The following is a 26167-nucleotide window of genomic DNA, read 5'->3' as shown; positions in this document are numbered from 1 at the left end:
GGACTCGCTACAGGCCTGGTTGGAAGGATGGTCTGCTGAAGCTGTCACTCCGCCGACGGCGTGCCAGGGAAGGACCGTAGACCCTTTTACCCGTGGCTTTAGGTTCCCGGACATCCTTCAGGTCACGGAGGGCTGAAGGGGTGGTTCGTCCAGTTTCTTCGGAGGACCGCCGGACAGGTGCGTCCATCGGCTGAGGATTACGCCGCTTTGATGGGTGTCGTGTTGTTCGAGGATGCCGCGGCTTGGTTCTCGCGAGCGAGGAATGCGGAGAGCTCACCGATGGTGCTCATCAGCGGGGCAGGGAAGACGACCGTGGTGTTCTTATCGACGCCGATCTCGACCAGGGACTGCAGGTTCCTCAGCTGCAGAGCCAGCGGGTGAGCCATCATGGTGTCGGAGGCGTCTCCGAGGGCTGCTGCGGCGATGGCCTCGCCTTCAGCGGCGATGATCTTAGCCCTCTTCTCGCGCTCGGCTTCAGCTTGGCGGGCCATGGCGCGTTTCATGGTGTCGGGCAGCTGGATGTCCTTCAGTTCGACCAGGGTGACTTCGACGCCCCATTCGATAGTGAGTACATCGAGGATTTCCCGGATGTCGAGGTTGATCCGTTCGGTTTCGGACAGGGTCTGGTCCAGGGTGTGGCGGCCGACGACTTTCCGCAACGTCGTCTGAGCGATCTGGTTGATGGCCGCGGCCACGTTTTCGATCGCAACCACGGACTTTTCGGCGTCGACCACCCTGTAGTACGCGACAGCGGACACGTCGACGCTTACGTTGTCCTGAGTGATGATGCCCTGGGACTGGATCGGCATGGTCACGATCCTCAGGCTCACCAACGGCAGCCGGTCGATGACCGGGATAATCAGCCGCAGCCCGGGATCCCTGACTCCGATGACCCTGCCGAGTCGGAACAGCACGCCCTTCTCGTATTGACGCACGATGTGAATCGACAGCTTCGCACCGATGAGCAGCAGTAGGACGAGGACGACGGCAACGACAATAGTGGTGGGGTCCATCAGGATCCCCTCCTGATTTCCTTGAGCGGAACCTGCCGACGCCGGGTCGGCGCCGTGACAGGTGTCCTTTCTCTATCGTCCCACCAATGGTCGGAAATGGGCCTTGACCCCGTGGTCGGACCTGGGCCGCAGGCGCTACTGAGGCTGACCACATGAAAACGCATGGGGAGTCCAGTCACAGGCGGAAACCGCGAACATACACCGCAGTCCGAAGCATCGCGCGGAGCCGAAATGTTCCATGCGTCACTCGCCGTCGAGGGCGAGCTCGAGGCTGCCCAGGAGTCGGTCAGCTCCTACGGGCCTGGTTAGCGCCGGGCGGTTCATCTACTTGGGTGATGTCCACAGGCTCCTCCGGCCCACGACGAGAAAGCAATGCAGCTGGCACGGCAAGCTGCAGATCTTGGCCGCGAAGGAGGATGTGGTGCGGGATTCTCCAGCAGGAACGCTCGTGCCGCTTTGCATTCAGCGTTGACGCTGAGCCGGCGCTGCTGAGCGCTGCGCATGATTAGTTAAATCAGGATTCGGTCTGAGTCGCCGCCGTGGAACTTCTGATGGCCGTAGAGATACGTGAGGTGAAGGCGCTGATGGTCCACGGTGTGCATGATGGATGCCGTCAACGTCAGGTCGGGGTAAAGCGCGAATCGGGACATGAAGCGGGAGTCTCGAACCATCTTGCGGTTAACTGACATGCGCGTCCGCTCCCTTTGCAGCTGTGAGCGTTGCTGGTTCTCCTCCACTACAGGTTCTTGGTGGGTCGGAAAGGAAGTGGATGGATGTGGCGCTACTGGCTTGGCGTGTGCTGATGTTGCCAGGTGATTGTGGTGGCATCCCCAGCACTTGGATCGGGTGCTTTCGATGTGCCCTACCTATGAGGTGAGGCGTAAAGCAGGTAGCCACTACTCGTGTGGTGCGTACAGGATGTGCTCACTGTTAACAGAGACACCGTAGTGACAGCCGAGTCTCGAGGAGCAGATGTGGCAATAGAACAGGACAACATCATGACGACGAACCTTCTGACAGTTGCGGAGATAGCCGCTCAGATGCGGGTGTCGAAAATGACGGTCTACCGCTTGGTGCAGTCCGGAGCCCTGACCGGTATACGGTTCGGCCGTTCCTACCGGGTATCGGAAACGTCTATGCAGCAATACCTGGAATCGGTAAATTCAGGACACTGATTCACGGCCCGTCCGGGTTCCGCAATCAGTAAAGCTCCCATCTCATCGAAGCGCAGGGTGAGAAGGGTCGCGTCCGGTTGAACGGTAGCTTGTCGAACCGTCGCGATGGACCTGTACGTCGTGGCCATCGTGATCGTCGGCCAATCAGCTCGACGTCGTCCGATGCAGTGAAGGACGGCCCCACCTCCGGTGGCGGGCGCCCCGAGGGGCGTCCGGGTGAGTCCGGGGGATGGGGCACGCGTATCACTCACCACCTCGCTCGCTGAGAACGTCAGGGGCACAGATTTCCATCGGTCAAGCGCTTCCTACGTCAGCCAGTGCCACCACCGTGACGGTTCGGGTTCGGACTGGGGTTCGGGTGCCGGTCCCGCACCCAGGGCTCGGGCGGCCTCGTCAAGGTCGTCCGTCGTAAGCGTCATTACCTCGTCACGATCGAGGGTGTCGAGGTTCCGGTCTTCGTCGAGCGAGAGCCGCAGTGCCTGCCGGTTGAGCGCCTGCTCGAAGAGCGTGCGGGCAAAGCGAGCGTTGCCTGAGTCCTCGCCGGCGTGAATTCCGGAAAGGATACGGCGCAGCATCTCATCCGCGCCCGGCTCCAAGGTGTACTCGTGTTGGACCAGCATCTGGTTGAAGATCGTCTGGAGGGCGTCGACCGAGTAGTCGGGAAAGGTGATTTCACGTGCGAACCTGGAACGCAGGCCGGGGTTCGAGAGCAGAAATGCCTCCATTAGCTGTGGGTAGCCGGCCACGATCACCACAAGGCGGTGCCGGTGATCCTCCATCCGTTTGAGCAGGACCTCAATGGCCTCGGGGCCGAAGTCCATCCGGCCGTCCTCGGGGGACAACGCATATGCCTCGTCGATGAACAGAACGCCGTCGAGTGCCCGCCGAATGACGCGATCAGTTTTGATGGCGGTGGCGCCGACGTACTGTCCCACCAGGCCTGACCTGTCAACCTCAACCAGATGGCCCTTCTGCAGCAGGCCAACCGCGCGGTACATCTCGGCCAGGAGCCGTGCGACGGTGGTTTTGCCCGTGCCTGGGTTCCCCAGGAACACCAGATGTTGGGACGTAGCCACCTCTGGAAGGCCGTGCGCCTTGCGGCGAGCCTGGACCTGTAGCAAGGCGACGAGGGCCCGCACCTGTTCCTTCACGGTTTCCAGCCCTACCAGAGCGTCGAGTTCGGCCTGCACCTCGGAGAGTGGCCGGGCCGGCCCTGGACGCCCACCGAAAAGATCACCGACCAGGTCATCGACCCGTTCCGAACCTGGCAGTTTGAGCTGCTCCGTGAGATGACTGAGTGTTTCGCGCAGATCCTCGAGTGGGTTGCGGCTGGCAGCCATGCGTTCCTCCTGGGGAGACTGTTGGGCCGCGAGTGGGTGATTCGCGGGGGTTCATCGGGCGTGCTGGGAGAGCATTGCCCTCTGGTGCGCGCGTCGCAACTGTAGTACTCCGGCCTACGCACGGACAGGGTGGTACAGGCTACGTGCGCAACTTGACGCCGAAATATGCTGAAGCACCCGCGGAAACGTGATGATTGTTCTCATGCAGCCGACCGGGCCCCTTCGCACATGGGTGTGAAGCAGCTCGTAACTGTCCCTATAGGGTTTTTACGCGCCGACCGTTTCGGCGCAGGGAAATCTATCCTTCCCCGGTTTCGGCCCACGGACCGTCGCCGGCTCCTTCCCGGCAGGTCCGAAACACCAGGGGAGTGATGTGCCCTCACCCATCCGATGGATGCCGTTGCAGGCGCCGATGAGTGAGTTGATGATCTCGGGCAGGGGATGCGCGACCGGTAGGTTCGCGAGTGCCCAGCGTTCGAGGTCCGGTAGCCACGTGGTAGCACCGGCACTTGTGCACACGCGGTCGAAATCGCGATCGAGCCCGGAGAAGGTGCCTTGCGGAAGGTGGGGTACTAGCGCTTCGATGTCCTTCAGGGTGACGCCGGTCAGGTAGACGGCATCCTCGAACCGGTCGCGCCTTCGGATTTTCGCGCGGGGTTCAGCTCGAGCAAATGCCGGCGCTGTGATGCGGATAGTTTCGGCGTCTTACCTCGCAGCTGACCTTTGGCTACTGCCGGATCCTCACGTGTTCTCATGCGGACGAGGTCGGCTTCGGACTCAGCGATCATGCCAGGGACGTTGAGAAGAAGATGCTCAGCGAGATCGGTGGGGCCGTCGACGCTGGCGCTCCGGCTCAGCGAGCGTCTGGGAGAGAACGTGCGAAGTGGTCGAATGTGGCGACAACGAGAGTGTGACCTCTCCTGACTGCTGCCATCGCTTCGCGACGACCCGAGCGAGAATGAATTGCCCGGTCCGTCTGTGGTCGTTGTCGATGTCATCGAGTGCTACGCCGAGGGCTACCAAGCAATTGCGCTGAGCGGTGGGGTCCCGTTCGTTCGCCGATGCACGCGCATGGTCAATCTTCATCGAATCAGTGTTGACGTCGACGCGCCCTCAGCGCGCATATCATCGTGTGGGTCCTGCATGCGTTGACTTTCCTAGCAGCCCCTCGGACCAACGGTTGTTAACCTTCCGACGCAAATCGTCACGCTCGGTAACAACCGGTCACGGTCATTAATAGACGTGTTCCTGCCTCGATCGCTCTCTACTGTGAGAAAGGGATATGGGCCGATTCCTCATTTCGAGGACCTGATGAAGTACAACGACGATTTCCGGACCCAGTTGAAGAAATCGAGACTTTCGGCACTTATGTCATTCCGATCGCAGGGGAGCTTGGGGCCGAACTGGAGCGTAAGAGCACGGGATTGCGTCCCGTGTCGCTCGAACGAGAACCATCGCGACACCGGTAGCCGCTGGCATCGTGAATGGGGCTCCACATCAAACAAACCGAAAGGTAAGAACGTGACAATTACGGATTCATCGACAACAGGTTTTACGAATCGATGGCGGAACGCAGAGGCTCCTCAAAATAGCATCGGGTGGATCGCGCGGGCGCAGGAAGTCGCGGATATTCTGGCGTCGGACGCACTGGAACGCGATCGTGCGAATGAGACCCCGCATGCAGAGGTGCAGCTGCTCAAGGACTCTGGTCTCGTGACCCTGCTCGGACCCCAGGAGCACGGCGGCGCGGGAGAGAGTTGGGACACCGCATACAAGGTCATCCGGGCCGTCGCACGCGGTGATGGTTCGATCGGTCAGGTGCTCGGCTACCACTATTTGTGGGCATGGGCGGCACGCCTCGTCGCGACGGACGAGCAGATTGCAGCTGTCGAGGAGCTCTACACGAGCAACAACTTCGTCTTCGGAGGCGCCGTCAACCCGCGCGACTCCGACCTCACTATCCGAGAAGAGGGCGGCGAGCTCGTCTACTCGGGAAACAAGTCATTCTCCACTGGCGGGCAGATCTCCGATCTCACCGTACTCGAGGGCGTTCTGGAGGGAACCGAAACTCACATCTTCGCGATTGTCCCGACCGCGCAAGAGGGGATCATCTTCGCTGACAATTGGGACAGCCTGGGCCAGCGTCTTACCGAATCCGGCTCGGTCGAAATCCGTGACGTTCGTGTCCCATGGGCCGCGGCCGCAGGGTTCGTCGAGAAACAATTCAATCCGCTCGTCTACAACACCCTCAACGTTCCCACCATCCAGCTCGTCTTCGCGAACTTCTATCTCGGCATCGCCCAAGGCGCACTTGCCGCCGCCTCCGCCTACACCCGCACGACAACACGCGCATGGCCGTACGGCGGCGACAACAAGCAGCACGCGAGTGAAGAGTGGTACCTCCTCGAAGGCTACGGCGAACTGCAGTCCAAGCTCTGGGCCGACGAAGCGCTCCTTGACGCCGCCGGTGCGGAGATCAGCGCAGTGCTCCATGCGCCCCGGGAGGACCTCACCCAACGCCAACGCGGTGAGCTCGCGGTCCGGATTGCCGCCGGAAAGCTACGTATAGTCGACGATGGCCTGGAGATCGCGACGAAGGTGTACGAACTTACCGGCGCCCGCGCCTCCGCAAGCCACGTCGGCCTCGACATTTTCTGGCGCAACCTCCGCACCCACAGCCTCCACGATCCGATCGCCTACAAGAAGCGCGAGGTCGGCGAGTACGTCCTGCTCAACCAGATCCCGGAACCCACCTGGTACACCTGATTCACCATCTGACGAATTCACTAACACCGCCGAGATGACCGCCGTCGCTCCCCGTGCAGAAATCACACCCCCTGCCTGCACGGGGACTGGATCCCAGCAGTTACCCCTGCTGAACGGGCAGCCTCATCCGTGGATCGCACTTCAGGCGTTGTTCCTCCGCAGTGTGGTGATCGTCATGAGTTACCGCTGGGGTAGGGACCGTCCTGACGCTCACTGATAATGGCGGCCATCGTGCCGATGGTGGTGTTGGCGTCGGTGGCGAGGTCGATCAGGTGGTTCATGGCCGCCTGCCGATCCAGATCAAAGCGTTCCATGAGGATGCCGCGGGCGACTCCGATCGTGTCCCATCGGCGAGGGATGCTTTGACGTCGTCGCTGATGCGTTGCGGTGTGTCGCTGGCCTGGATGTGTCCCAGGAGGGCTGCGGCAGATCGTGCGAGATTCATCAGCAGGCGCCGGTCCTCGTCGGTGAAGGCGTCGACGGTGGTGGAGTAGACCTTCATCGCCCCGAGTCCCGTCGGCCTGTTCAGCAGGGGCACGCTCAGACACGAGCGGATACCGAGCGCGGCCACTGCGGACGTCCATTTCTGGAACCGGTCATCGGTGTGGGTGTCGGCGATGTAGGTCGGCTCACCGGTGGACCAGGCGCTCATGCAGGGTCCTTGACCGAATTCGTATTGTAGGTTGTCGGCTTCGAGGACGTCAGGGTTGGTGGCTCCGACGCTGGTGCGGGTGCCGTCCGTGTCGATGATGCTCACGCCGGCGCCCTCGGCGGAGGTGATGATGTCCCGGGCGATCCCTGCGAGCCCGTCGACGGCGTCGTGGGCGGTCTGCTCGGTGAGGAGGTATCCGTTGCTACGGCCGAAAATCGCCAGGAGTTCGCGAGCAGGTGAGGAGCCGGGCGTTGAGGAGGTGGGTGTGGTGTTCACGGTAGGCCTTCAGCTGTCCGAGGCAGGGGTGTCACCCCCGCGGGTAGGAGGCTGGAGGCTCAACCCCGATAGACCTCGCTCGCGCAACATCTGCTTCTCACTGTACTGCTGCCGCCCCGGCGGCAGGAGATTGTTCACCAGCCATGTCTTCGGAACCATGACCTCCGAAGCAATGCCCTCCCGGGGGGCGTGATGGTCGGGTTCAGTAGTCGAAATGGGCGGTGGGTGGTTCCTGCCCGATGGAGAGCAGGACCGAGGCGGCGATGTCACTGAGTTTCGTGTTCCGGCTGCTCGACGCGGATCTCAGGATGGTCATCGCGGCGTCGTGGCTGCACCGGCTTTGCCCCATGATGATGCCGGTTGCGATCTGGATCGTTGCCCGGCTGTCCATCGCCAGCCGAAGGTTCTTCGCGGCGTCGGAGAAGTGAGCGATCCGCACCGCGGTTCGTAGCGCCCGCGATGCTTCCCCGGCAAGACGTAAGGCATCTTGTACGCTGCTCGAGTCGAACTCGCCGGGCCGTGTCGAGTACAGGTCAAGGGCCGCCGCCGCAGTGCCGTCGAGCTGGATGGGAACCCCGAGCGCGGACCGGATTCCGGTATGTAGGATGCTGGTGGTGTATCGACCGAAGCGTGTATCGCTCCGGAAGTCCTCGACCACGCACGGTTCCTGGTATCTGGCGGCCCGCAGGCACGGCCCGTCGTCGTACCTGGTCTGAATCTCATCCATCGCTATGGCTTCCGGGCTGCTACCGGTCATCGTCGACTGCATCCGCGGCCGCACCAGCAGGACCGCGCGACGGATGTCAGCGCCCGGGGCGGAGAAGACGGCCGCCGCACGCTCAGAAATCTCCTTCAGGAACACGGCAATGTCGGGACTGTTCAGAACCAGGTCCTGAAGCTCATCAGAGATCGACCCCGCCCCTACACTCACTGAACCAGCATCGTGGGCAGCAATGGGAACATCATGACTGGCGGTTTGATCGGTGGTGGGGCGGGACCGTGCTTTATCGGGTGTCGACATGGCGTGTCAGCTTTCGTGACCGAACACCCCATCGTTCCTGGTGCGTGTTCGGCGTGTCGTGCGGATGGTGCTAATCCAGGGGCGGAGTGTGCACGAATTCAGCTTTGAGGCGTTCAGGGAGATCGTCGATCAGTTCATTCAGGGCCAGAGCGACGGTGTTCCGTTCGCCCTGCGGCAGGAAATACATGCCGTGCAGGTAGGCGTCCAACTCGACGACCCCGAGGTAACCGCCGATACCGTAGTAATGGACCCACAGGTCGTCGGCGCTGAGATCAGCGCGGAGTGCTGCAAGCCAGGTGCTGTGTTGCTGGGTCCGTGCGGTCATTCGGGTGCCTGCTTAGGCTTTGACCGGGAAACGATTCATGCCCGTGCTCTTCAAAACACCACTGGAAAACCGGAATAGCCCCAGACAGGCACGTACTATAAGCAACCTCACCTTCTGGTCTGAGCCCTGCCGCGCCTCCTCTGCCGAGAAACCGTTCGCTCGTGGGAAGTGACCAGACCTGTACGGTAGCTCTGCTAGGACCAGCCATCGAAAGCCTTACTGCAGCTATGCGCTGTGCCGCCGCTTTCGGGCCAGTGACATGAGGAGCCACATGGCACCAATCACGATCAGCGAAAGCGGGATCGCGCCGGGCTCACTGTCTGCATGGATCTGCGCAATCATGAGCACCGAGCCGAGCACGATAAGAAGTGCCGGTACTAGTGTCTTCATCTCTCAACCCTTCACACTTTCCTGAATCTTCGTTTGCTCCCCCGAGACTGTCATATGACTGGGGTGGCAAAGGAGCGGCGGTGCGGCACCTCCTTGCATACATCGGTAACTGCGTTCGTTCATGACCGCCGCAGTCATCCGCAGGGGTGAACGTGCTGGGTTTTTGAGCGACATCTGCTGGTTCAGTCCCGAAACCGTTCTCGAGGTGATCGATGAGTTCCTGCTGCGTGCCGCGTCTACCGTGTAGGTAATCATAAAAGAGCATTGGAGGTATTTGATGGCACGAGAACTGGTGTGGACTGGATTCATGACGGTGGATGGGGTGGTGGATTCGCCCGGCGGCGTTGAAGAGGGGCACCGCAATGGCGGGTGGGTTTTCAGCACCGAGTTCCTACCCGAGGCTTTTGCTTTGAAAGGCGAAGAACTGGAGGAGACGACAGCCCTCATGTTCGGACGTCGGAGCTATGAGGCGTTCGCTCCGATTTGGGTCGGATCAGAGGATCATGCAGCGTATAAGGACCTTCCCAAGTACGTCGTCTCTACGACTCTTGACGAGGACGGGCTCATCGAAGGGTGGGGCCCATTGAGTGTCCTGCGTTCCTTGGAAGACGTTGCGGCACTCAAGCAAGGCGAGGGTGGCGCAATCTTCATTCACGGCAGTCCTGAACTCGCGCGGACCCTCGCCGACGCGAACCTCATCGACCGGTACAACCTGCTGGTGTTTCCGGTACTGCTCGGCGCAGGCAAGAGAGTCTTCAGCACGGAGGACAGGAACCGGCAGCAGCTTCGCCTGCGCGAGTCGGAGACTTACGCCAACGGTGTCGTTAAGGCCATCTACGACGTAGTCCACTGAGATCAGTGCAGCACGCAGGGTGCACGGCGTAGGGGGCCAAGAGTGCCTTAATGGGCGCGCAGCAGGATCTAAGGAGCCTGCTGTTCGCCCATGGCTGCCTGCAGCAGCTTGATCGTTTTCGGGCCTACGCCGTGCAGCTTGGATAGTTCATTGAGGTCGGCGCCTTTCAGGTCGTCCATGGTCAGTACGCCATGTTGTGTGAGGGCTCTCGCCGCAGGTGCGCCAATCCTGGGAAGAGGGACGGCAGTAGTCATCGTGCGGGTCTCCTCAGCTGGAAAGGGTGTGGGCGTGATTGTGGCATAGGCGCTGATCGCCAGGGCTTGCTGGTGTCAGTGTCGGTGTCGGTAGAGAGTCGCGCAGCTCCGGCCCACGAGACGGGTGCATTCTCTGTCGTGCGTCCCTGGTCCGGGCGCCTGCTGCGATGGCGAGTTTGTGCGCGATGACCTTCGGATTCACCGCTGCCGGCCGAAGCGAGTGGTGTTCTGTTCAGAGGCAGCGATGCCTGCGTTGACGCATTCGACGATGAGCTCCCGCTCGTACTCAGCGAGGGTAGCGAGCATGTGGAGCATCAGCCGACCCGTCGACGTCGCACAAACACATCATGCCTGTCGACCCCTGCTGCGACCATCGCTTCGAGCTGCAACTGTGCGTCCTGGCTCGAAGTGCTGACCCTGGTGTGTCCAAGATGCCTCATCCCGCTATTGTGACTCGCAAACCTCAGGAGCGAGCATTTCTAAGACGGGGTGCGGTGAGGCTAGTTTCCGAGACAGGAAGAGGCCTGCGAGTCCGGATGCATTTCTTTCGATGTCACGCGGGCGGCTGATCTTCTGATCTGGCAGGTTGAGGAGCTTTTGGAGAACAAGAGCGTGTTCACGTTGCACCAGGACAAGTTGCGCGAAGTGAGTGGGGGCGAATGACGGCAGGAACTGAACGCCGCTACTCGATCGAAGGACCGTCTCGCTTGGTGGGCGTCGGAATTGGCTGGCTCTGGGCGCATCGAAACAACCGAAGTAGCTGATGCTCAGAACCATGGAATGAAACCTTGATACCAAGGAACCCGATTCGTTGACTCTTCCACCGGACGGGTCGTTGATTTGCTTCGTCGTCGGTTTCCGCTGCCGAGTGCGAGGACTATCCAGTACGCCCCGAGGCCGGACGTTACAGCAAGGAAGACCCAATCCCAGACGTCTCCCTTACCGTCGGTAAGTCGAGTGATGAGCGCGATGCTGATCAAGAACACCCCCAGGGATCCTACGATGAGAGGTCCATTGCCATAGGTGATCTTTTCCATTTTCTTCTCTCATCTGTCGAAGATCCTGCAGGACACCGAAGCGCTACTTCTTATCTGGATCAGCCAGGACACCGAGTAGATAGGCTGCCTGGCAGACAATCGCGGTTGCCACGGCAGCCAAAGTGCACGCCGGCAGCCACTCCTCGCCACTCGGCATGTTGCTGAACAACGCGAAGCGAACGGCAAGTAGCACGAGCCAGACAGCCGCACCGAAGATCGCAAGGAGTCGCCAGAGTGTAGCCGTGGCAGTGATTCCCACTGCGGATACACGGCCGTTGGCATCACTGTCGTACGGGAACTTGCTGTTCAGCAAGTATGCGATCAGGCATCCAACAGCTAGCCCTGCGAACGTCAGTGACGTTCCTGTCAAAAGCCACGGACCCGGGAACTCGTTCAGGATTAGATTCATCATCCCCAACTTCTCGACTTTGAAGCACGCGCTTCATGGCAGGGTAGCTTGTCGATGAACGTCGAGGTGAAGAACTGAACCGCTGAATCAAGCCCAACCGGCCCTGTCGGTATGGCGATCCATGCGCGCCCGACCGCCAACCTTCACACTTCGGGGCGGTACGGAGCCCAAAGCCGCTCTTTTCGAACATGCCCATTGGGTTTCACTAAGTACACATGGGCGTAGGGTTTGTGGGTCTCAGGGGCCTCCAGCGACCCCCGCAGACCCAGGATGGCCATGACAACGGTGACGACTCGCGGCAGGAAGCCGGGGCCGAACGCGCCATGGACTACCAGCTCGGTGGCGCTGACTTCGTCGAAAGGCATGCGTCGTGCAACCGCTCGTGCGCGGATCCGCTTGAGTTTCGGATGCAGCTTCCCTACTGTCAGCGCGTCATCGCTCATGCCAGCAACGATAGCCGGACGGAAGAAGGGCACCTCCGGCCTCGAGCCAAAAAGTGTCGAAAACGGTTTACTACCGCTCATCGGCCGGCGACTTCCGTAGGACTCAACAGCCTGACCCGTACCATGTGAACCCATGGAACTACGTCTCCTTTCCGAGTCCGATAAGGACCAGGCACTACTCGCACACAAGGAACTGGCCGCTGAACAGTTCGATTTCCTTCTAAGCGACGACGCCGCCGTCGACTGGACAGAGTTTCTCAAAAAGGCCGAGGACATACGACAAGGCCAGAACCTTCCCGAGGAGCACGTCCCTGCCACTTTTCTCATCGCGGAGGTGGACGGAGACCTCGTGGGGCGAGTTTCGATCCGCCACAAGCTAACTCCCGTGCTGCGGACCGTCGGCGGGCACATCGGGTACGCCGTTCGCCCTCAGTTCAGGCGCCGCGGCTACGCCCAGCAGATGTTGAAACATGCCCTCGTCGAAGCAAAACGACTCAGGATCGATGACGTACTGGTGACCTGCGACGCAGACAACCTGGGGTCCAAGACAACTATCGAAAGGTGCGGAGGAGTCCTCGAGGCGCGACGGGCGGTCGGTGGGCCCACGGCGACTACGCTCCGCTACTGGATCACAACCTAAGCGCCGCCCGCACCTTGCCCAGCGTCGGGCTGAGGGATGGGTCCCATGTTGCTCCTCGGCGGAGTTTCGTCCTCGAAGACGAACCAGCAGATGCTGTTCCTGCGGCTTTGGTCCTCGAGGACAAGGGGGCGGAGATGATCCGGAATCTGCTGACGCTGCCAGTCGCGCTCAGCACGTCCGGCGTCCCGCTCCTGAGCGCGGGGCACTGCAGCTGCGGCAGCCTTAATGGCATAAGCGGCCGCCCCCAGGTCGTGCTCGGGAACGTGGGCGACACAGGCCGCCTGACCGGCTGCGTAGGCTGCGAACCGTGGAGCACCACGCAAAGGACGCGCAGCGCCCATCGCGTGTCCTCCGGTTGCCCGGGTGACCATCATCTTCGCTTCGCCACGCGCCCAGGCTCGTGCCGCTTCAATCGCAGCACGAGGCCGGTCATCGTCACGGTATGAATTCTCGAACAGCCCCAAAACATGCTCGGCGCAGGTAGCTGCCCACAATGCCAGGAGCTGATGATCAGCATCGGCCAGCAGACCACCGCGCCGAATGGACACAAGCCGAGGATCGCGAACAGCAGGAAGGATCATGAGCCTGTTTCTTACTCCTCACTCGTCCCGGGCGGCAACACACCACTCTGCTAGTGCGCGCCGTAGAGGATTCTTTAGTGAGTCAGTAGCCGCGCTTGTCGGTGATCAACGTGTCGGGAAAGACGGCGAGCTCTCGGTTGCTTAGCCCGAGCTGCAGCATCGGCGCGAGATTGACATGAGCGTAGAGCTCTATGGACGTCTCGTTCACTTCCCAGAGCGCCGACCGGTTTCCCTCGCCCTGATCTGATTCGTCAGTAGCTTTCCCATAGGCGTCAGTAACGCTGGCCCGCACGACGTCGAACGCGAGGCCGGCAACGTGCGCGGGAATCCTGTGTGCCTGGATAAAAGAAAAATCCAAGGAAGTGCAACTTGCCGGCTAGCGCCGCCCATGAACCGTTATCCATCGATACCCCTGGCACGAGGAGTGAACCGCGAAAAGAGTCCGGCAGGTCATCCTGATGCTCGAACAACAGTCCTGGCGTGCAACCGATGGTGGCGAAGTACGCATTGAACTGGTCTGGATCCTCAGGCCACGGTCCTCTGACCACCTTGTTGATCAAGCTCAGGATCACGTTGGGATCAGGGTCGAGAGATTGGGGCGCCGTTTCAACCATGCCTGCACCCTATGCCTCGCTCGAGGATGAGAGCCCTCATCTGCGGCCCGGAGGCCGATTCTGAAACGTGCGTTTCAGGCACTTCACCGTGGCACGGGGGGACCGTCGTTAGAAGCGAGCTATCGCTTCTTCCAGTGACTTGTGCCCTTGTGCTTCAAATATGGTGTCACCGACGAGGAAAGCCCAGACGGCTGTGCCGACAGCTTGTCGCAGCAGGTCAATCGGCCACACCCGCTCGTTTCTAGGATCCGGCCCGTACCCGTTCAGGAACGCTTCCTCCAACAGGGGAATCTCCTTCCACTGCTGGGTAGCGAGACGGCAAAAGTCCGTGGCTGCCGGCCGAAGATCGAACCGACCAAAATCGATCACCTGCAGCCAGTTCCCGTCCCGCAGCCAATTCCGCGGCTGCCAGTCGCAGAGAGTCGGTACAACAACAACTGGTGCTGACTGATACGACCCCAGAAGTTGGCGTGCCGCCGCCTCGACCACACCACACGGGGCCAGATCGCGCCCACGACGTTCTCGTACTACGAAGACTGACGTCAACCTGCTCGTCCCGTTAGGGAACCGAGGCCCAGGTAGTCGATCTTTGAGCGTCACCACAGGTAATCCGACATGCGAACCTTTGTGCAGCCCGCGATCCATACCGAAGGCAGGTCCTAGGTCCGGTGGGGGATTGATGGGCGGGCGGTTCCGTAGGCTCATGAGAATGTGGGGGCATAATCATCGCTATGGGCCAGGCTCCTGTTGGTGCAGGCATGGTGGTTCTGGAAACGGATCGGCTGGTGCTTCGGCGCTGGTGCGTGTCGGATGCCGCATTGCAGCGCAAGCTCTGGACGGAGCGCGATCCTCGCGTGCCTCCGCATCGTCGGATCGATCCAGGGGCCGCCCCACCCTGAACGACCTTGAGGACAGGGTCCGTCGTGGTGATCCGGATGCTTCCTTGGGACTTCTGGCCATCGAGCGACGAGACCGCGGTGATGTCATCGGGTACTGCGGTCTGATTGCAAATGACCACGGGCAGGACGGCGAACCAGAAATGGCTTACGAGCTTCTCCGCGCGGTCTGGGGTCAGGGGTATGCAACCGAGGCATCGCTGGCAGTAGTGAGCTGGGCTAAGGAGTTGGGCTACCGGCGACTGTGGGCCACCGTTCGAGAATGGAATACTGCTTCTCGTCGTGTGTTGGTCAAGCTCGGATTCGTCGAGACCGCACGAGTGAAACGGCACCCCATCCACGGGAACTCGCTGTTCTACATCATGGACTTCAGCGGGGCGAATGGCACGGCATCCGTAAATGGAAGAGATGCCCCGCAACGTTCAGGAAGCTCCCAGATGCAGTCCAGGGCCAGTTCCTGAAAGCCGTACACGAGGCCGACTACGGCCGCTCGTCTCCCTAGTCCCTGTGCCCAGCGGCCCGATGGCCAATCACGAACCCGAGTTCCTTCCCACCCGAGTTAGAGCCGAGAAGATCCACGTACCCGATCAACTCACCCTCGACGTTCTCAACTGCCAACCGATCAGCTCAGCGGGCGGGTCATCAACTTGCCGTATCCAGAAGTTGTTCAGAGCGGTCAGCGAGCCTGCAGTCCACCCGGCCTGCTGACAAGAAATTCGTCCTCGGCCCAGTCGACCAAAGGGCATCGGCGTCCTCACGCTGCAGAGGTCGCAGATACAACGCAGGGGAGTTCAGGCCCCAACCAATCGGTCCAGGTGATGCAGGCCTGACAGACTCTGGTGATGGACCTCCCCGAAATCGCTGGCCGGTGGCCTGCTCTAAACCCTGCCTATGGGAACGTGACGTTACGTGCGTTCCGCCCTGAGGACGCCAACATGGCTATGGATCTCTCCCGAGATCCATACGTCCCGACGACGGGGACTCTTCCCCTTAATGCGACACCTCACCAGGCACAGCAGTGGATACATCGACAGCAGACCCGGCACACAGCTGGCACAGAATTCTGGTTCGCCGTCGTCGATAACACCGAAGGACGCTGCGCGGGATTCACGGGTCTGTGGGTGCGCGAGCTCCACAGCGGCCGGGCGACGACCGGCTACGGCATCGCTCCATCCTCCAGGGGCCGACATTCTGCGTCTGATGCACTTCGCGCCGTCTAACCATTCGCCTGGACGATCCCCGAGCTTCATCGGCTCGAGCTCTACATCGAGCTTTGGAACACAGCTTCCATCAGGACAGCGGAGCGAGCCGAGTACCTCCGAGAGGGTCTGCTCAGATCCCACCAGGAGATTTTCGGTCAGCGCCGGGACATGCTGCTGTACTCCACCGTGCGACTAAGTCAGCGATAACGCTCGGCACTTAAGCGCGGGCGATAACCAGCCAGCCCCGGCCGGGAGCGTAAGGCAGGTCCCGGACCTCGGTGTCAGTGAAGCCCGCCTCCGACAATGAGCGTCCAAGCGCTTCCCGGCTGCGGAAGCGGAGCGTGGACGTGGATTCGATGCGCTCACCATCAGCTAGAAAAATTGTCGGGGAATCGAACGTGACAAGCTCTCCATCGACTCGCGTGACTTGTACCCAGTCCTCCACTGGCCCCTCGCCCTCGATTTCGACGACCTGATGTGTGAGTTCCTTGGTCCACCGCTCCCCGGCCCGATCAGAAGGCACACGGCTTTCGAACGCCAGGTGACCCCCGGAGCGCAGGCAGGTGCGGATTGCTCGCAGGTTGGCCAGCCATTCCTCGTCGTCTAGGAACACCTGGGCGACATTGGCCGTCATCGTGGCAAGGTCGTACTGCTGCCGGTGAGCGGGATCAGCCCCTGCATTTGAGGCAATCCCCACTACCCACGTCACGCGGTCTGCGCCGGCCTTGGTCCGGGCGACGTCGATGGACGCTCCGGCAGGGTCGACGCCCAGGACGCGCAGGCCGCGCTCCGTCACCAGCCGGGAGCAGAGGGTCCCCGTGCCGCAACCCACGTCCAGGACCGCCGTCGCCTCGAACTCATCGACAAGCTTCACATAGGTGTCTAGGTCGCTACGGTCAGGATCGAGAGGGTCATACATGCGGGCAACCCGCGGGTGATCAAAGATAGCGTCAGGCATCACACAGACGGTACTCCACGCCGCGAGGACCGCGGCTACTCACCTCGGCCGCACGGAGCAGGAACGGTGGACGGCCCCCAATGATGCGCCGGCCGGGAGATACGGTTTGATCTGCGAAAGTTGAAATCATGACTTCACGGATCCGACTCGTTGCATCCGGTGATGACGAAGCGTTGACCGAGTTGCAAGTACGCAACCGTGACTTCTTGGCACTGTGGGATCCCGTCCGAAATGGTGACTACTTCACTGTGTCAGGTCAGGGAGCCGACATCGAAGGAGCACTTGCCCGGCATGAGCGGGGCGAGGCGATGCCCTGGGTAATTCTGACTGATGACGGTGCGATCGCCGGTCGATTGACGCTCAGCGGCATCGTCCGCGGTCCGTTCCAGTCGTGCAGCATGGGGTACTGGCTGGCGGAGGACCAGACAGGTAAGGGTTTAGCCACAGAGGCTGTCCGAGCAGCGATCATATTCGCTTTCACCCAGCTGGAACTTCACCGAGTGCAGGCCGAGACCTTGATCGAGAATGTTGCATCTCAAAGCGTCTTGGCCAAGACAGGCTTCGAACAGTACGGCCTCGCACCCAGGTACTTGAAGATTGCAGGTAGCTGGAAGGATCACCTCGTGTTCCAGCGCTTGAACGACAGGGTCCGGTGAAGGATCGGCTAAGGTGCAGCGCAAGGAGCTGCCCGGCCAGCTCAGCGCGCCTCTCGGTAGCCTGTGAGGCATGACGATCAAACTAGAGAACGTCGGCATTGCCGTCCGCGACATCGACGCGACGATCGCGTTCTTCACGGACTTAGGCCTCGAACTTGTCGGCCGCGACATCATCAGCGGCGACTGGGCCGATACAGCCGTAGGACTCGACGGCAACCATGCCAAGATTGCTGTGTTCAAAACGCCGGACGGTCACGGTCGAATCGAGCTCTTCGAGTACCTCCACCCTGACGCAATCGAGACAAGCCCCACCCTCCCTAACGAGATTGGCATGCACCGTGTCGCGTTCTCCGTGGACGACATCGACGCAGCACTTGAGATAGCTTCGCGGCACGGCTGTCACCCGCTCCGCGGCGTGGCGACTTACCGCGACCTCTACAAGCTCACGTACCTGCGCGGCCCGAGCGACATCCTGGTGATGCTTGCCGAGGATCTGAAAAAGAACTGACGGTCCTTCGAAGCCCGTGCGATGAGGGATCCCGCACGGACAGTCGAATCCTCGTCACCAGGGTGTGCCGCTTAGGTCACGCGACGTTGGACGCCCACTTGTGCTGCCAGTACTGTCCCTTGTAATCCCAGGACATGGAAATCTGCCGGTGAATAGCTATAGGGGGCGTCGGCGTTCCACGGACCGTTGTCACGTAAGTATTCGTTGTCGACGAACTGTTGGAGCACAATAAGTTCCGGGCCGGTTGGATCATCGTGGCGCTTCACTTTCACGGTCTCACTCATCATCAAAGCGTTGGTCTCAGCCTTCAAAGGCTGACTCCGTCGATACTCGTAAGAGGATCCTCAGGCGCACTTGTGGTGGGGCGGGAGAAGAACTCGCCAGAATCAGTGTGCGTTGGAGGGTGAGTCCTTTGTAATCATTGCTTGTTCGGTTGCTTCGGCGTGACGGATCACCAGGGAAGCCGTGATGAGTGTGGCTGAGAGCAGGACGCACGGCACCAGTAGGATCAGGTAGGTCAGCGACACCAGCACGGCTACTGGCGCTGATTCCCAGACCGCGGAGAGCGGCATAAGGCCCAGGCTGTCTCCTACACCGAAGTTCCTGTTGATAGGCGGACCTAGAACGATCAAAACAATGGCGGCGATGCCAAGCCTTGCCCCGAACTTCATCGTCGACTTTGCCAGCGTTGCACCAGACATTCCGCTCCTGAGTTCGGTCGGTATGAGTTCGTTCGATAAATTGCATCTGCCTTGGCCTGAGTATGAGTATGAGCGCAGTCTGCAGCTATATCAACGCTGTGACCACATTCGCGCTCATCCGCTAGCGACACGTTCTCATGCCAGCAACGATAGCCGGACGGAACAAGGGCACCTCCGGCCGCGAGACAAGAAGTGTCGAAAGTGATCCCTCAACGGATAGTTATGCGGGCGTAATGGCAAGCATCCCCGATACTCCGCTACAGACTAGGACAAGGATCGTAGCGACAACGGCCCACCCGAACATCGACCAGAGTAGCCGCTGCCGATTCGTGAGGTACTCGCGATTCGGATTCCGTCCCATCGCAGGAGGTTAGCACTCAGTCAGGTAAGCGCAGCGGGTGACGTCCACTAAACAATCCTCTACCGGGCCGTGTCGCGGTCAACCGGAGTACCAGGAATTCGGTTGAAGGATTGGGGGGACGGGGCCCAGAAGACTGAGGTGAGTTCGCCACCATCGCGGTAGTGGAACCTCTTCCGTGTCGTGCGGCAGGTGAGAAGCTGAAGCTTCATTGGCACGAGGGAAAGTAGGGCTCGGATGGCTTCGGTAGTGACCTTGATTCGGTCCACCGCACTTTTTGGTGCAGTGCCGTATGCCTACGCGGCCACGGCGCCGGCAAATGCACGGCTCATCTTCCTCGCAGGGTCCTGCCCCTTCGACAAAGCCGGAGCGACGGTAGGTGAAGGCAGCTACGCTGCCCAGGCGGAACAGTGCATCAGGAACATGACAACTGCTCTCCACGAAGCTGGAGCCACCATCGACGACGTCATCAGTACCCGCGTGCTCGTGGCATCGACTGACCGCAATGATCTCGTCAGTGCATGGAACGTTGTACGCAGAGCATTCGGCGTCCACGACGTCCCGAGCACCCTGCTGGATGTGACAGTTCTTGGATACGAGCACCAACTCGTGGAGATTGAAGCCGTGGCCGCTGTTCGCGACTGATGGTTCACCGGCAGCGTCCTGCAGGAGGATCATCCTGGGGGCAGGCTAACCGAAGGCCGGCGGACGGGACTCGCCTCGCTTGGCGTGGGTAGGCTTCCGGTCCGATAACAAAGCTGCCCCTGCTATCGACGCGGCTTGCCATCCCGGGCATGGTGAAGCCATGCGCGCGATTCAACCGCCGAGCAGGTTCTCGATTTATCGTCAGGTGCTTCTCGGCGCCGTCACCCTGTCGATGCTGCTGAGCGGATGTGCCGGCGCCCCTGGCAGTGATACTTCCAGCACGGAAGCTGCCGAGGTCGTTGAGAGCTACGACTGTCTCGCCCCGAATCTTGGTGAATGGGCGCAGCCTCCTGACGAGATGAGTTCTCCTAATCCCCAGCATTTAAATGCGCCAGATGCCGGACGGGTACCGGTCGGCTTCACCCCGGCCGTGGCTGTTCGCTGCGATCAGATGGGCAGTATTGATGATGCCGAGGGGCGGTGGAGCGGCGTCACCGCTGTCACTCTCACCGGTGACCTGAAACCACTTCTGGCGGCTTTAGCCGAGCCGAATGACGCCATCGAGGGTGGGCCGTGTACAGCGGACATGGAGATCGTGTCCCCGTTATGGCTCGTTGATGCGACCGGTCAGGCGATCCTTGCGCACTACCCCCGGAACAAGTGTGCAAAGACGAAGCCTGCTGTGCACGACGCGCTCGCCGAGTTGTCCGTAGAAAAAACGACGGTTTTGAAGCGAACGTTGGATGTACCGCGGGCTGCACTGGATAGTGGATGCGCGGCGACGCGGGCTCTTCCCGTCAAGCAGGGAACCTCGCAGTCCATCCCGTCGACCGATTCCTCCTCCGGTGTCATCGGAGCGTTACCAGCTCCACCTGCGCCACTACCCGACAGTGTTCTGACCGACACAGTCGAGATGCGTTGGTGCCGTTATACGATCCAAGCCGCTACTCCAGAGGTAGCGGAGCAGGAGGAAACAGAGACCTTCACGGGAGTAATCACGCTCCGTTCAGGCCGATTCGTCACCGGCGGCACACTCGACGAGGCAAACTCCCAGATGGTGGTCGACGCTGCCCTATCCACACCAGTGGCACCCTCCTGTGATGAGTCAGCGACAATGTTCCTGACACTCTCACCCAGCCAAGACGGGCATGAACTCGGAACAATCACCGTCGAGCTCGATGGCTGTGGACTGCTGTACCGCAATGGGAGCGAAACCGGCACACTACCGGCCGACGTACGCAACATGCTCACCACACAAACCGGCATATAACCGACCGTCCGTCCGCCGAAAACCGTTACCGGACAGGACAGGACAGCCTATTTGCTGATCGCTACGCGATCTACGGCGCGAAATCCTTCACTGGGCACACTTCCCGCTCGCTCTCTCATTGATCGAGCTTTGTGTTTGGATAATGCATGACGACCATCGATGTAGTGAATGCTGAGGACTTGTCGCTCAGCGAGGTCCTCGCGCTTTACAGTGCGGTGGGGTGGTCGGCATACACAGAGGATCCCCACAACCTTGCTCGAGCGTTGGCGGGGTCTTCGACCCTTGTAGCCGCTCATGATCGAAAGACGCTCGTTGGGCTCGTCAGGGTCATCTCCGACGGTGCCTCGATCTGCTACCTCCAGGACATCCTTGTACTGCCCTCACACCATAGGAGAGGGATCGGACGAGCCCTTGCTGAACGAGCGCTGGAACAGTATCGACATGTGCGTCAGAAAGTACTGATCACCGATGACGAGCCACAGCAGAAGGCGTTCTACGAAGCGCTCGGTTACACCCAGACCGAGGAATTCCAAGGTGGATCTGTAAGGGCCTTCGTAAGGTTCGATTGATCGACGGAGAGCGGTGAATGATCCGCCTACGGGGCATCGAAGGGCCTACTTCCAGAATCGCCAGATGATGAACATGTTCCGTGAAGCGACAACGAATGATGGCGTGAGCGTCTCCTACCGGGTCTTCCAGAGTGCAGATCCGGCGGTGGTGATTCTTCAGGTGGGCAGGAAACAGTACGGACTTTCTGCCCACCGCGCAGGCCCTGGCAGGGCGGAGGGTCGTCCTCATCGAACAGCTTGGTCATGGGCTTGATTACACCTCTTACCGCTCCCGCCATCTCACGGACGCTAGTGGTTGGGGGGTTTGTCCACGAGGTACGGGTTCCTCGTTTCAATGAGCTGTTTGAGGTATCGGGTGAGTACAAGCTTCTCGACGACGCGACCCAGTGCGCCCAAGGGTGCTGCGAATTCGATCCTGTCAATCATGGTGGTGATCTCACCCTCCTGACTGAACTCGTGAACATGCCGGAATCGGTGGAACGGACCCTTGACCTTTCGAATAACTCGCTTTTGGGTAAGCGTGCTTTGGTGGTGCACTCGAAATAGACAGCCATTCGCCCAGTGTCGCAGTAGGAACAGTCCACACCCCAATGGCCGCTTGTAATCCCGGAACTGGAGTTCGTGCTCGTGCTGCTTCCACTGTTGATCGGCCTGCTCCCTGAAACCGCGGGCCCGACAGCAGCGATCGGAGTCGGTGCCGTAGACGTCGCTCTCACGCTGGTTCGATGGGCGATGATACCCATGGGGACAACCCTGATCGGCGCTGCTGTCGTCATCCGGGCTCTAGCCCCGTCGCTCGACCGCTTTCGAGGAACCCATACTTCTGACGCCTCGATGAGTCTGGAGTAGTCGCACTTCAGGGGCGCAGTCACTTGACTGGGAACGGGTGGCTGCACCCAAAAACCTCTCACGCCCGTTCGCCGTTGCACCGGCTATAGGGGGTCGGAGCTAACTGGTGGACCGATAGGTTGAGGACATGAACCCACCTGCGCTGCGTCTGCGGCCTCTGCTGCGCGAGGACGCACCTGTTCTGGCTGAATGGGGCGGGGACGGTCTCTTTTGCCAGCACGCCGGATGGACTGCAACGTCTCGCGCCGCCCTGCACGACTTCTGGGTGCGGCAGATCACCGACCCGCCTGCTGAGCTGATCCGGCTGGCGGTCGAAGACCCTGCCGAGGGCGTGTTGGTCGGGTACGTGGATCTTCACGGTTTGGACCCGGGAGAGAAGGAACTCGGGTTCGTCATCGGACCCTCCCACCGCTGGAGGCAGGGTCTGGGGCGACGAGCCGCCGCAGCCGGTCTCATGTACGGCTTCGAGGAACTGGGGCTCGAGCGTGTCTGGGCGGAAGCCTTGGCCGCCAACACAGCATCACTACGCATCCTGCGCTCCGTCGGGATGGAGGAAACAGGGAGAGGAGGGCTTGGGACTTTCCTGAACGAGGACAGCTACTACCGGCAATTCCGCATCAGCCGCACGGTATGAACGCATCAGGGTGACCTGCCAAGCTGATGGCATGACAGTGACAGTGACAGTGACAGCGTGGCAGCAGAAGGTCGATCGCTTCTATGAGCAGGACTTCGACGACGACGATCCGAAAGGCTCCATCGTAAGGATGCGCGAGCTTCTGTCCGAGCGGCCCGAGGGTGATGCAGAGTCCCTGTTCGAGTTGGCCGGTGTGTACGATTCCCTGGGTCTCGAGAACGACGCGATCCCGCTGTACAGGCAAGCTTTCGAAGCGGGACTGGAGGGCACGAGCGCCCTGCGTGCGTCCATCCAACTCGCGAGCACCCTGCGCAACGTCGGCGAGTCCGCCGAGGCTGTGTCGATTCTCGAATCAATGCCCGATGCCGGTATGGACGAGGGGGCGCGCCAGGCATTCCTGGCCCTGGCGTTGCATGATGAGGGCAGACATGGGGACGCGCTGAGGACAGCGCTACTGGCCCTCATCCCAACGCTGGATGGCTACAAGCGGTCACTCACCGGTTACGCAGCAGAACTGCCAAGCAGCGTCACGAAGCTCTGAACCTCTTTACTGCTCTTGGGAAGGATCGGCCTGCGGTCACGAGAAACACCCCCGTAGGTGTGGAGCGCTACCTCGACGCTACGGCGTCGGTATGAGGGTCAGCCAGTGCTCGGCCTCTCCGGTGGTGCGGAAGTGGCGGGTTGCGTAGGGCGGGTGCGACCGCTGCTTGTAGTAGGTGATGAGCGCCTGGCCACGGGGATCCGCGCTGACGACGGCCAGGGCAGCAATGTTCAACCCGTCGGCGAGGATTCTCATCGCGCTGTCCGTCGCTGACATGACCTGATGGAGTTCCAGGAGCATGGGCGGACACGATATGGGATTCATGAACTCGGCCCGCAATACGATGTTCTCCGCAATGGCATCCGTGATGTGCATGGCCTGCGCCCAGGTCACCCACAGCACCCCGTCGCGCATTTCCGAGCTGAAGGCTTTCTCGACCCCGTAGCTTTCACCGAAGATGCTGGGGTGCTCACGGGTTTCATCGAGCAACCATTCGGTGGCTTCCTGGTCATCGGTGAAGTACCGGGTGGGCGTCACCGACCGGTGGGTGAAGGCGGTGAGGACCCTACCCATGTCGTCGGCGCCGATGATGGCTATGCGGGAGGAGCAGATGTCCCTGATCAGCAGTTGTTTGGCTTCCGCGGTGACGTGTGCGAGGAGGTTGATGCTCACCAGGAGGGGACGTGGACCGTCGGGGGATGCGGCAGAGACCGCCGTCGTCGCAGACACCACATCCGCGGCTTCCACGGTGATCCCCGAACTCCACTGAAGGCACAGATAGTCCCCGGCGTGCTCGAGCAGATAACGGGCTCGAGTTCCCTGCTTCTCCATACGTTCCCCTGACCTCACCGCGTACAACTTACCGGTACCAGCGCCCATGGCAGTCCTTATCGCGGTGCATCCTCCTCTTCAGGGGCACGTCGTGCTGTATAGCCCGGCGGCGTTGCGAGCCGGGCGGCGCACCAGTCTCCCTGCGTCGGTACATGAAGGGAACCCTGCACTTCATGTACTCAGGCGAATCTGTCGGGAGTGGTTCATCGACGACGACGCACCGACAGTGGGGGAGCTGCACCCGAAGCTACAGCCGATCCGCGCGCAAGCGGTTGCACGCGGTAGGCCGTTCGAGGTGGTCGATCCAACAGAATTGGCAATCGCAGGTGCGGTGAGCCCGGGTTGTTGTCGCAGGCCGCCGCTTCTGTCTTCGGTCTCGTGGGATTACGGGGAGCGCTCGAGGCACCTGAGTCGCAGCGACACTATAAGCACGTGTATTCGGTGAGACCCGACGGGAGGGTCGGAGAAGAGCGACTCCGGGTTACCGTACCGCCCCTGATGTCCTTTTTCGCTTCCGCTGGGACCCTTGGCTGGTGCGACGATGGGAGACTTACTCACCGCCAAGCAAGTTCCACATGTGGTCATCGAGATAGCCACCGGAATCATCTGCGGCATCGTCGCGGCTCTTCTGATCATCAATCACAGGAGAACCTACGGATCAAGAGTGGATACTCGGTCGTGAGTTGGAGCAGCGTTCCGCCGGTCGCAAGCAGACGCCGCCGACGAAGGATCGAGGGCTGTCGTTAACCCCGGCGCGACGGGAACGGGATGCGGTCCAGGTCCGACGCCGGGATGACCGTCGTGGCGCCAGCGGTTCCGCGTGCCTGCGCGGCCAGGAGCTCGACGTCGTCGTACCTCGACGAGAAGTGGGTGAGGACGAGGCTGCCGGCTCCACCGCTGCCGGCAAGGGCACCGGCCTGCCCCGCGGTGAGATGCAGGTACTGATCGGCGAGGGCTGCGTCATCGTTGCTGAAGGTGCTCTCGGCGACGAGCAGGTCGGCACCGTCGGCGAGCGCGAAGGCGCCGTCACACACCGCCGTGTCCATCACGAAGCCGAACCGGAGCCCCGGCCGGTGCACGCTGACGTCCTCGAGGCGGACGGGACCGAGGCGGCCCTCCCGTTGTAGCAGCCCGACGTCCGGCCCCGTGATACCTGCTGCCTCGAGGAGCGGGGGGAGGAAGGTCCGCCCGTCCGGCTCGACCACCCGGTAGCCGAACGCCTCGATACGGTGACGCAGCGGCTCGACCTCGATGCCGTCGGCGATCGGGCCGGCCGTGCCATGCGGGTGCAGGTGGAGGTCGAGTCCCGGTGTCGCGAGGGAGACGAGGGCCCGCACCACGTCCCCGCCGGACGCGGGGTAGTGGAGGTGTACAGGGTGCGCGACGCCGTCGAGCACCATCCGGGACAGCACGCCGGGAAGCCCGAAGCAGTGGTCCCCGTGGACATGGGTGAGGCAGATCCTCGTGATCTTCGAGGCTGAGACGCCGGCGTGGATCATCTGCCGCTGCGTACCCTCGCCGGGGTCGAACAGGAGGCCCTCGCGCTCCCACCGCAGGAAGTACCCGTTGTGGTTGCGGGTCCTGGTGGGTACCTGGGACGCCGTACCGAGGATGACGAGCTCACGCATGGTCCCAGTCTTGCACCGACCCGGTCGGGTCGAGGAAGTGGTGGACCCGAGCAGCGTCGGGAGACAATGGCACTGGGCCGGCATGGGAGCCGAAGAGCGAGGCGGCGTGGCGCCGGGGGGAGGCGCGCAGGG

At 61.2% G+C, this 26167-nt stretch carries 34 protein-coding genes; 14 read left to right on the top strand and 20 right to left on the bottom strand.

The features are described 5' to 3' along the window. Positions 1-197: 197 nt before the first annotated feature. The gene (locus RCH21_RS10355; protein ID WP_326964309.1) at positions 198-1013 is read right to left on the bottom strand and encodes a slipin family protein; all 816 of its coding nucleotides are present in this window, start codon (positions 1011-1013) and stop codon (positions 198-200) included. Between the two features lie 998 nt (positions 1014-2011). Between RCH21_RS10355 and RCH21_RS10350 the strand changes: the two genes are divergently transcribed. Next, on the top strand, positions 2012-2188 hold the full coding sequence (locus RCH21_RS10350; protein WP_326964423.1) for a helix-turn-helix domain-containing protein: 177 nt from the start codon (positions 2012-2014) through the stop codon (positions 2186-2188). 305 nt (positions 2189-2493) lie between these two features. Here the strand turns inward: RCH21_RS10350 and RCH21_RS10345 are convergent, their stop codons facing one another. Beyond that, positions 2494-3528, bottom strand: a complete 1035-nt coding sequence (locus tag RCH21_RS10345) for an AAA family ATPase (protein WP_326964308.1) — start codon at positions 3526-3528, stop codon at positions 2494-2496. Positions 3529-5049: 1521 nt separating this feature from the next. Between RCH21_RS10345 and RCH21_RS10340 the strand changes: the two genes are divergently transcribed. Beyond that, positions 5050-6294, top strand: a complete 1245-nt coding sequence (locus RCH21_RS10340; protein WP_442784697.1) for an acyl-CoA dehydrogenase family protein — start codon at positions 5050-5052, stop codon at positions 6292-6294. A gap of 173 nt (positions 6295-6467) precedes the next feature. Here RCH21_RS10340 and RCH21_RS10335 read toward each other — a convergent pair whose 3' ends face one another. From RCH21_RS10335 to RCH21_RS10315, 5 genes are all read right to left on the bottom strand, one after another. Continuing rightward, positions 6468-6608 (bottom strand): hypothetical protein, encoded by a 141-nt coding sequence (locus tag RCH21_RS10335; protein WP_326964307.1) that lies wholly within the window; start codon positions 6606-6608, stop codon positions 6468-6470. Next, entirely contained in the window at positions 6572-7222 is a 651-nt protein-coding gene (locus RCH21_RS10330; protein WP_326964306.1) for a GAF domain-containing protein, read from the bottom strand. Before RCH21_RS10330 ends, RCH21_RS10335 begins: the two co-directional genes overlap by 37 nt. 202 nt (positions 7223-7424) lie before the next feature. Further along, positions 7425-8153, bottom strand: a complete 729-nt coding sequence (locus tag RCH21_RS10325; protein WP_326964305.1) for a GAF and ANTAR domain-containing protein — start codon at positions 8151-8153, stop codon at positions 7425-7427. Between the two features lie 160 nt (positions 8154-8313). Then, complete coding sequence (locus RCH21_RS10320) at positions 8314-8568, bottom strand: hypothetical protein (protein WP_120149121.1); 255 nt, start codon at positions 8566-8568, stop codon at positions 8314-8316. A 225-nt stretch (positions 8569-8793) separates the two neighbouring features. Next, positions 8794-8958 (bottom strand): transmembrane 9 family protein, encoded by a 165-nt coding sequence (locus tag RCH21_RS10315; RefSeq protein ID WP_147394355.1) that lies wholly within the window; start codon positions 8956-8958, stop codon positions 8794-8796. 121 nt (positions 8959-9079) lie between these two features. On the opposite strand from RCH21_RS10315, the gene RCH21_RS10310 reads away from it, so the two are divergent. Further along, a complete protein-coding gene (locus tag RCH21_RS10310) occupies positions 9080-9205 on the top strand; it encodes a hypothetical protein (RefSeq protein WP_326964304.1) in 126 nt (41 codons plus the stop codon). A gap of 30 nt (positions 9206-9235) precedes the next feature. Next, on the top strand, positions 9236-9811 hold the full coding sequence (locus RCH21_RS10305) for a dihydrofolate reductase family protein (RefSeq protein WP_326964303.1): 576 nt from the start codon (positions 9236-9238) through the stop codon (positions 9809-9811). Between the two features lie 68 nt (positions 9812-9879). Here the strand turns inward: RCH21_RS10305 and RCH21_RS10300 are convergent, their stop codons facing one another. From RCH21_RS10300 to RCH21_RS10285, 4 genes are all read right to left on the bottom strand, one after another. Next, complete coding sequence (locus RCH21_RS10300) at positions 9880-10065, bottom strand: helix-hairpin-helix domain-containing protein (protein ID WP_326964302.1); 186 nt, start codon at positions 10063-10065, stop codon at positions 9880-9882. A 198-nt stretch (positions 10066-10263) separates the two neighbouring features. Further along, the gene (locus RCH21_RS10295; protein WP_326964301.1) at positions 10264-10380 is read right to left on the bottom strand and encodes a hypothetical protein; all 117 of its coding nucleotides are present in this window, start codon (positions 10378-10380) and stop codon (positions 10264-10266) included. Positions 10381-11145: 765 nt separating this feature from the next. Next, entirely contained in the window at positions 11146-11514 is a 369-nt protein-coding gene (locus tag RCH21_RS10290) for a hypothetical protein (RefSeq protein WP_326964300.1), read from the bottom strand. Between the two features lie 140 nt (positions 11515-11654). Beyond that, positions 11655-11954, bottom strand: a complete 300-nt coding sequence (locus tag RCH21_RS10285; protein ID WP_326964299.1) for a hypothetical protein — start codon at positions 11952-11954, stop codon at positions 11655-11657. Positions 11955-12087: 133 nt separating this feature from the next. On the opposite strand from RCH21_RS10285, the gene RCH21_RS10280 reads away from it, so the two are divergent. Next, the gene (locus RCH21_RS10280) at positions 12088-12594 is read left to right on the top strand and encodes a GNAT family N-acetyltransferase (protein WP_326964298.1); all 507 of its coding nucleotides are present in this window, start codon (positions 12088-12090) and stop codon (positions 12592-12594) included. Here RCH21_RS10280 and RCH21_RS10275 read toward each other — a convergent pair. The 3 genes from RCH21_RS10275 to RCH21_RS10265 all read right to left on the bottom strand — a co-directional run bounded on the left by RCH21_RS10275 (position 12591) and on the right by RCH21_RS10265 (position 14434). Next, the gene (locus RCH21_RS10275) at positions 12591-13175 is read right to left on the bottom strand and encodes a putative immunity protein (RefSeq protein WP_326964297.1); all 585 of its coding nucleotides are present in this window, start codon (positions 13173-13175) and stop codon (positions 12591-12593) included. The genes RCH21_RS10280 and RCH21_RS10275 overlap by 4 nt on opposite strands. Before the next feature lie 82 nt (positions 13176-13257). Then, positions 13258-13533, bottom strand: a complete 276-nt coding sequence (locus RCH21_RS10270) for a hypothetical protein (protein WP_326964296.1) — start codon at positions 13531-13533, stop codon at positions 13258-13260. Positions 13534-13897: 364 nt separating this feature from the next. Then, positions 13898-14434, bottom strand: coding sequence for a phosphotransferase (locus RCH21_RS10265; protein ID WP_326964295.1), 537 nt, complete (start codon positions 14432-14434; stop codon positions 13898-13900). 34 nt (positions 14435-14468) lie between these two features. On the opposite strand from RCH21_RS10265, the gene RCH21_RS10260 reads away from it, so the two are divergent. Then, entirely contained in the window at positions 14469-15146 is a 678-nt protein-coding gene (locus RCH21_RS10260) for a GNAT family N-acetyltransferase (RefSeq protein ID WP_326964294.1), read from the top strand. A gap of 381 nt (positions 15147-15527) precedes the next feature. After that, positions 15528-15905 carry a GNAT family N-acetyltransferase gene (locus RCH21_RS10255; RefSeq protein WP_326964293.1) on the top strand — a complete coding sequence of 126 codons (378 nt, stop codon included), beginning with the start codon at positions 15528-15530 and terminating at the stop codon, positions 15903-15905. A 199-nt stretch (positions 15906-16104) separates the two neighbouring features. Here the strand turns inward: RCH21_RS10255 and RCH21_RS10250 are convergent, their stop codons facing one another. Next, positions 16105-16761 (bottom strand): class I SAM-dependent methyltransferase, encoded by a 657-nt coding sequence (locus RCH21_RS10250; protein ID WP_326964292.1) that lies wholly within the window; start codon positions 16759-16761, stop codon positions 16105-16107. 212 nt (positions 16762-16973) lie between these two features. Here RCH21_RS10250 and RCH21_RS10245 point away from each other — a divergent pair, with 212 nt between their 5' ends. After that, a complete protein-coding gene (locus RCH21_RS10245; RefSeq protein WP_326964291.1) occupies positions 16974-17501 on the top strand; it encodes a GNAT family N-acetyltransferase in 528 nt (175 codons plus the stop codon). Between the two features lie 70 nt (positions 17502-17571). Then, the gene (locus RCH21_RS10240; protein ID WP_326964290.1) at positions 17572-18009 is read left to right on the top strand and encodes a VOC family protein; all 438 of its coding nucleotides are present in this window, start codon (positions 17572-17574) and stop codon (positions 18007-18009) included. Positions 18010-18080: 71 nt separating this feature from the next. Here RCH21_RS10240 and RCH21_RS10235 read toward each other — a convergent pair whose 3' ends face one another. After that, positions 18081-18320 (bottom strand): hypothetical protein, encoded by a 240-nt coding sequence (locus RCH21_RS10235; RefSeq protein WP_326964289.1) that lies wholly within the window; start codon positions 18318-18320, stop codon positions 18081-18083. A gap of 75 nt (positions 18321-18395) precedes the next feature. After that, positions 18396-18710 carry a hypothetical protein gene (locus RCH21_RS10230; protein ID WP_326964288.1) on the bottom strand — a complete coding sequence of 105 codons (315 nt, stop codon included), beginning with the start codon at positions 18708-18710 and terminating at the stop codon, positions 18396-18398. 595 nt (positions 18711-19305) lie between these two features. Between RCH21_RS10230 and RCH21_RS10225 the strand changes: the two genes are divergently transcribed. The 3 genes from RCH21_RS10225 to RCH21_RS10215 all read left to right on the top strand — a co-directional run bounded on the left by RCH21_RS10225 (position 19306) and on the right by RCH21_RS10215 (position 21552). After that, positions 19306-19713 (top strand): RidA family protein, encoded by a 408-nt coding sequence (locus tag RCH21_RS10225; RefSeq protein WP_326964287.1) that lies wholly within the window; start codon positions 19306-19308, stop codon positions 19711-19713. A 160-nt stretch (positions 19714-19873) separates the two neighbouring features. Continuing rightward, positions 19874-20983, top strand: coding sequence for a hypothetical protein (locus RCH21_RS10220; protein WP_326964286.1), 1110 nt, complete (start codon positions 19874-19876; stop codon positions 20981-20983). 146 nt (positions 20984-21129) lie between these two features. After that, a complete protein-coding gene (locus tag RCH21_RS10215; protein ID WP_326964285.1) occupies positions 21130-21552 on the top strand; it encodes a GNAT family N-acetyltransferase in 423 nt (140 codons plus the stop codon). A 288-nt stretch (positions 21553-21840) separates the two neighbouring features. Here the strand turns inward: RCH21_RS10215 and RCH21_RS10210 are convergent, their stop codons facing one another. Further along, positions 21841-21978: a hypothetical protein gene (locus RCH21_RS10210; RefSeq protein ID WP_326964284.1), complete on the bottom strand. Its 138-nt coding sequence runs from the start codon at positions 21976-21978 to the stop codon at positions 21841-21843. A gap of 550 nt (positions 21979-22528) precedes the next feature. Between RCH21_RS10210 and RCH21_RS10205 the strand changes: the two genes are divergently transcribed. Together RCH21_RS10205 and RCH21_RS10200 are read left to right on the top strand one after the other, a co-directional pair. Continuing rightward, positions 22529-23035 (top strand): GNAT family N-acetyltransferase, encoded by a 507-nt coding sequence (locus tag RCH21_RS10205; RefSeq protein ID WP_326964283.1) that lies wholly within the window; start codon positions 22529-22531, stop codon positions 23033-23035. 31 nt (positions 23036-23066) lie between these two features. Continuing rightward, the gene (locus tag RCH21_RS10200; protein ID WP_326964282.1) at positions 23067-23576 is read left to right on the top strand and encodes a tetratricopeptide repeat protein; all 510 of its coding nucleotides are present in this window, start codon (positions 23067-23069) and stop codon (positions 23574-23576) included. A 78-nt stretch (positions 23577-23654) separates the two neighbouring features. Here RCH21_RS10200 and RCH21_RS10195 read toward each other — a convergent pair whose 3' ends face one another. Together RCH21_RS10195 and RCH21_RS10190 are read right to left on the bottom strand one after the other, a co-directional pair. Then, a complete protein-coding gene (locus RCH21_RS10195) occupies positions 23655-24407 on the bottom strand; it encodes a DUF7793 family protein (protein ID WP_326964281.1) in 753 nt (250 codons plus the stop codon). 743 nt (positions 24408-25150) lie between these two features. Continuing rightward, positions 25151-26035: a ribonuclease Z gene (locus RCH21_RS10190; protein ID WP_326964280.1), complete on the bottom strand. Its 885-nt coding sequence runs from the start codon at positions 26033-26035 to the stop codon at positions 25151-25153. Positions 26036-26167 lie beyond the last annotated feature (132 nt).

The sequence above is a fragment of the Arthrobacter sp. PL16 genome (genome assembly GCF_035985055.1).
Classification (GTDB): Bacteria; Actinomycetota; Actinomycetes; order Actinomycetales; family Micrococcaceae; genus Arthrobacter_D; species Arthrobacter_D cheniae.
The sequence above is the reverse complement of the archived record's forward strand: the minus strand, read 5'-3'. Positions and strand labels throughout refer to the sequence as shown.

Bases quoted from the DNA above. Each gene is read 5' to 3' on its own strand.
- RCH21_RS10225 (WP_326964287.1), top strand. From the start codon at position 19,306: ATGGCTTCGGTAGTGACCTTGATTCGGTCCACCGCACTTTTTGGTGCA.
- RCH21_RS10240 (WP_326964290.1), top strand. From the start codon at position 17,572: ATGACGATCAAACTAGAGAACGTCGGCATTGCCGTCCGCGACATCGAC.
- RCH21_RS10280 (WP_326964298.1), top strand. From the start codon at position 12,088: ATGGAACTACGTCTCCTTTCCGAGTCCGATAAGGACCAGGCACTACTC.
- RCH21_RS10350 (WP_326964423.1), top strand. From the start codon at position 2,012: ATGACGACGAACCTTCTGACAGTTGCGGAGATAGCCGCTCAGATGCGG.
- RCH21_RS10215 (WP_326964285.1), top strand. From the start codon at position 21,130: ATGACGACCATCGATGTAGTGAATGCTGAGGACTTGTCGCTCAGCGAG.
- RCH21_RS10220 (WP_326964286.1), top strand. From the start codon at position 19,874: ATGCGCGCGATTCAACCGCCGAGCAGGTTCTCGATTTATCGTCAGGTG.
- RCH21_RS10230 (WP_326964288.1), bottom strand. From the start codon at position 18,710: ATGTCTGGTGCAACGCTGGCAAAGTCGACGATGAAGTTCGGGGCAAGG.
- RCH21_RS10355 (WP_326964309.1), bottom strand. From the start codon at position 1,013: ATGGACCCCACCACTATTGTCGTTGCCGTCGTCCTCGTCCTACTGCTG.
- RCH21_RS10335 (WP_326964307.1), bottom strand. From the start codon at position 6,608: ATGGAACGCTTTGATCTGGATCGGCAGGCGGCCATGAACCACCTGATC.
- RCH21_RS10320 (WP_120149121.1), bottom strand. From the start codon at position 8,568: ATGACCGCACGGACCCAGCAACACAGCACCTGGCTTGCAGCACTCCGC.
- RCH21_RS10290 (WP_326964300.1), bottom strand. From the start codon at position 11,514: ATGATGAATCTAATCCTGAACGAGTTCCCGGGTCCGTGGCTTTTGACA.
- RCH21_RS10210 (WP_326964284.1), bottom strand. From the start codon at position 21,978: ATGATTGACAGGATCGAATTCGCAGCACCCTTGGGCGCACTGGGTCGC.
- RCH21_RS10345 (WP_326964308.1), bottom strand. From the start codon at position 3,528: ATGGCTGCCAGCCGCAACCCACTCGAGGATCTGCGCGAAACACTCAGT.
- RCH21_RS10300 (WP_326964302.1), bottom strand. From the start codon at position 10,065: ATGACTACTGCCGTCCCTCTTCCCAGGATTGGCGCACCTGCGGCGAGA.
- RCH21_RS10285 (WP_326964299.1), bottom strand. From the start codon at position 11,954: ATGAGCGATGACGCGCTGACAGTAGGGAAGCTGCATCCGAAACTCAAG.
- RCH21_RS10255 (WP_326964293.1), top strand. From the start codon at position 15,528: ATGGACCTCCCCGAAATCGCTGGCCGGTGGCCTGCTCTAAACCCTGCC.
- RCH21_RS10315 (WP_147394355.1), bottom strand. From the start codon at position 8,958: ATGAAGACACTAGTACCGGCACTTCTTATCGTGCTCGGCTCGGTGCTC.
- RCH21_RS10200 (WP_326964282.1), top strand. From the start codon at position 23,067: ATGACAGTGACAGTGACAGTGACAGCGTGGCAGCAGAAGGTCGATCGC.
- RCH21_RS10310 (WP_326964304.1), top strand. From the start codon at position 9,080: ATGACCGCCGCAGTCATCCGCAGGGGTGAACGTGCTGGGTTTTTGAGC.
- RCH21_RS10205 (WP_326964283.1), top strand. From the start codon at position 22,529: ATGAACCCACCTGCGCTGCGTCTGCGGCCTCTGCTGCGCGAGGACGCA.
- RCH21_RS10190 (WP_326964280.1), bottom strand. From the start codon at position 26,035: ATGCGTGAGCTCGTCATCCTCGGTACGGCGTCCCAGGTACCCACCAGG.
- RCH21_RS10260 (WP_326964294.1), top strand. From the start codon at position 14,469: ATGGGCGGGCGGTTCCGTAGGCTCATGAGAATGTGGGGGCATAATCAT.
- RCH21_RS10295 (WP_326964301.1), bottom strand. From the start codon at position 10,380: ATGCTCCACATGCTCGCTACCCTCGCTGAGTACGAGCGGGAGCTCATC.
- RCH21_RS10305 (WP_326964303.1), top strand. From the start codon at position 9,236: ATGGCACGAGAACTGGTGTGGACTGGATTCATGACGGTGGATGGGGTG.
- RCH21_RS10275 (WP_326964297.1), bottom strand. From the start codon at position 13,175: ATGATCCTTCCTGCTGTTCGCGATCCTCGGCTTGTGTCCATTCGGCGC.
- RCH21_RS10245 (WP_326964291.1), top strand. From the start codon at position 16,974: ATGACTTCACGGATCCGACTCGTTGCATCCGGTGATGACGAAGCGTTG.
- RCH21_RS10195 (WP_326964281.1), bottom strand. From the start codon at position 24,407: ATGGAGAAGCAGGGAACTCGAGCCCGTTATCTGCTCGAGCACGCCGGG.
- RCH21_RS10265 (WP_326964295.1), bottom strand. From the start codon at position 14,434: ATGGATCGCGGGCTGCACAAAGGTTCGCATGTCGGATTACCTGTGGTG.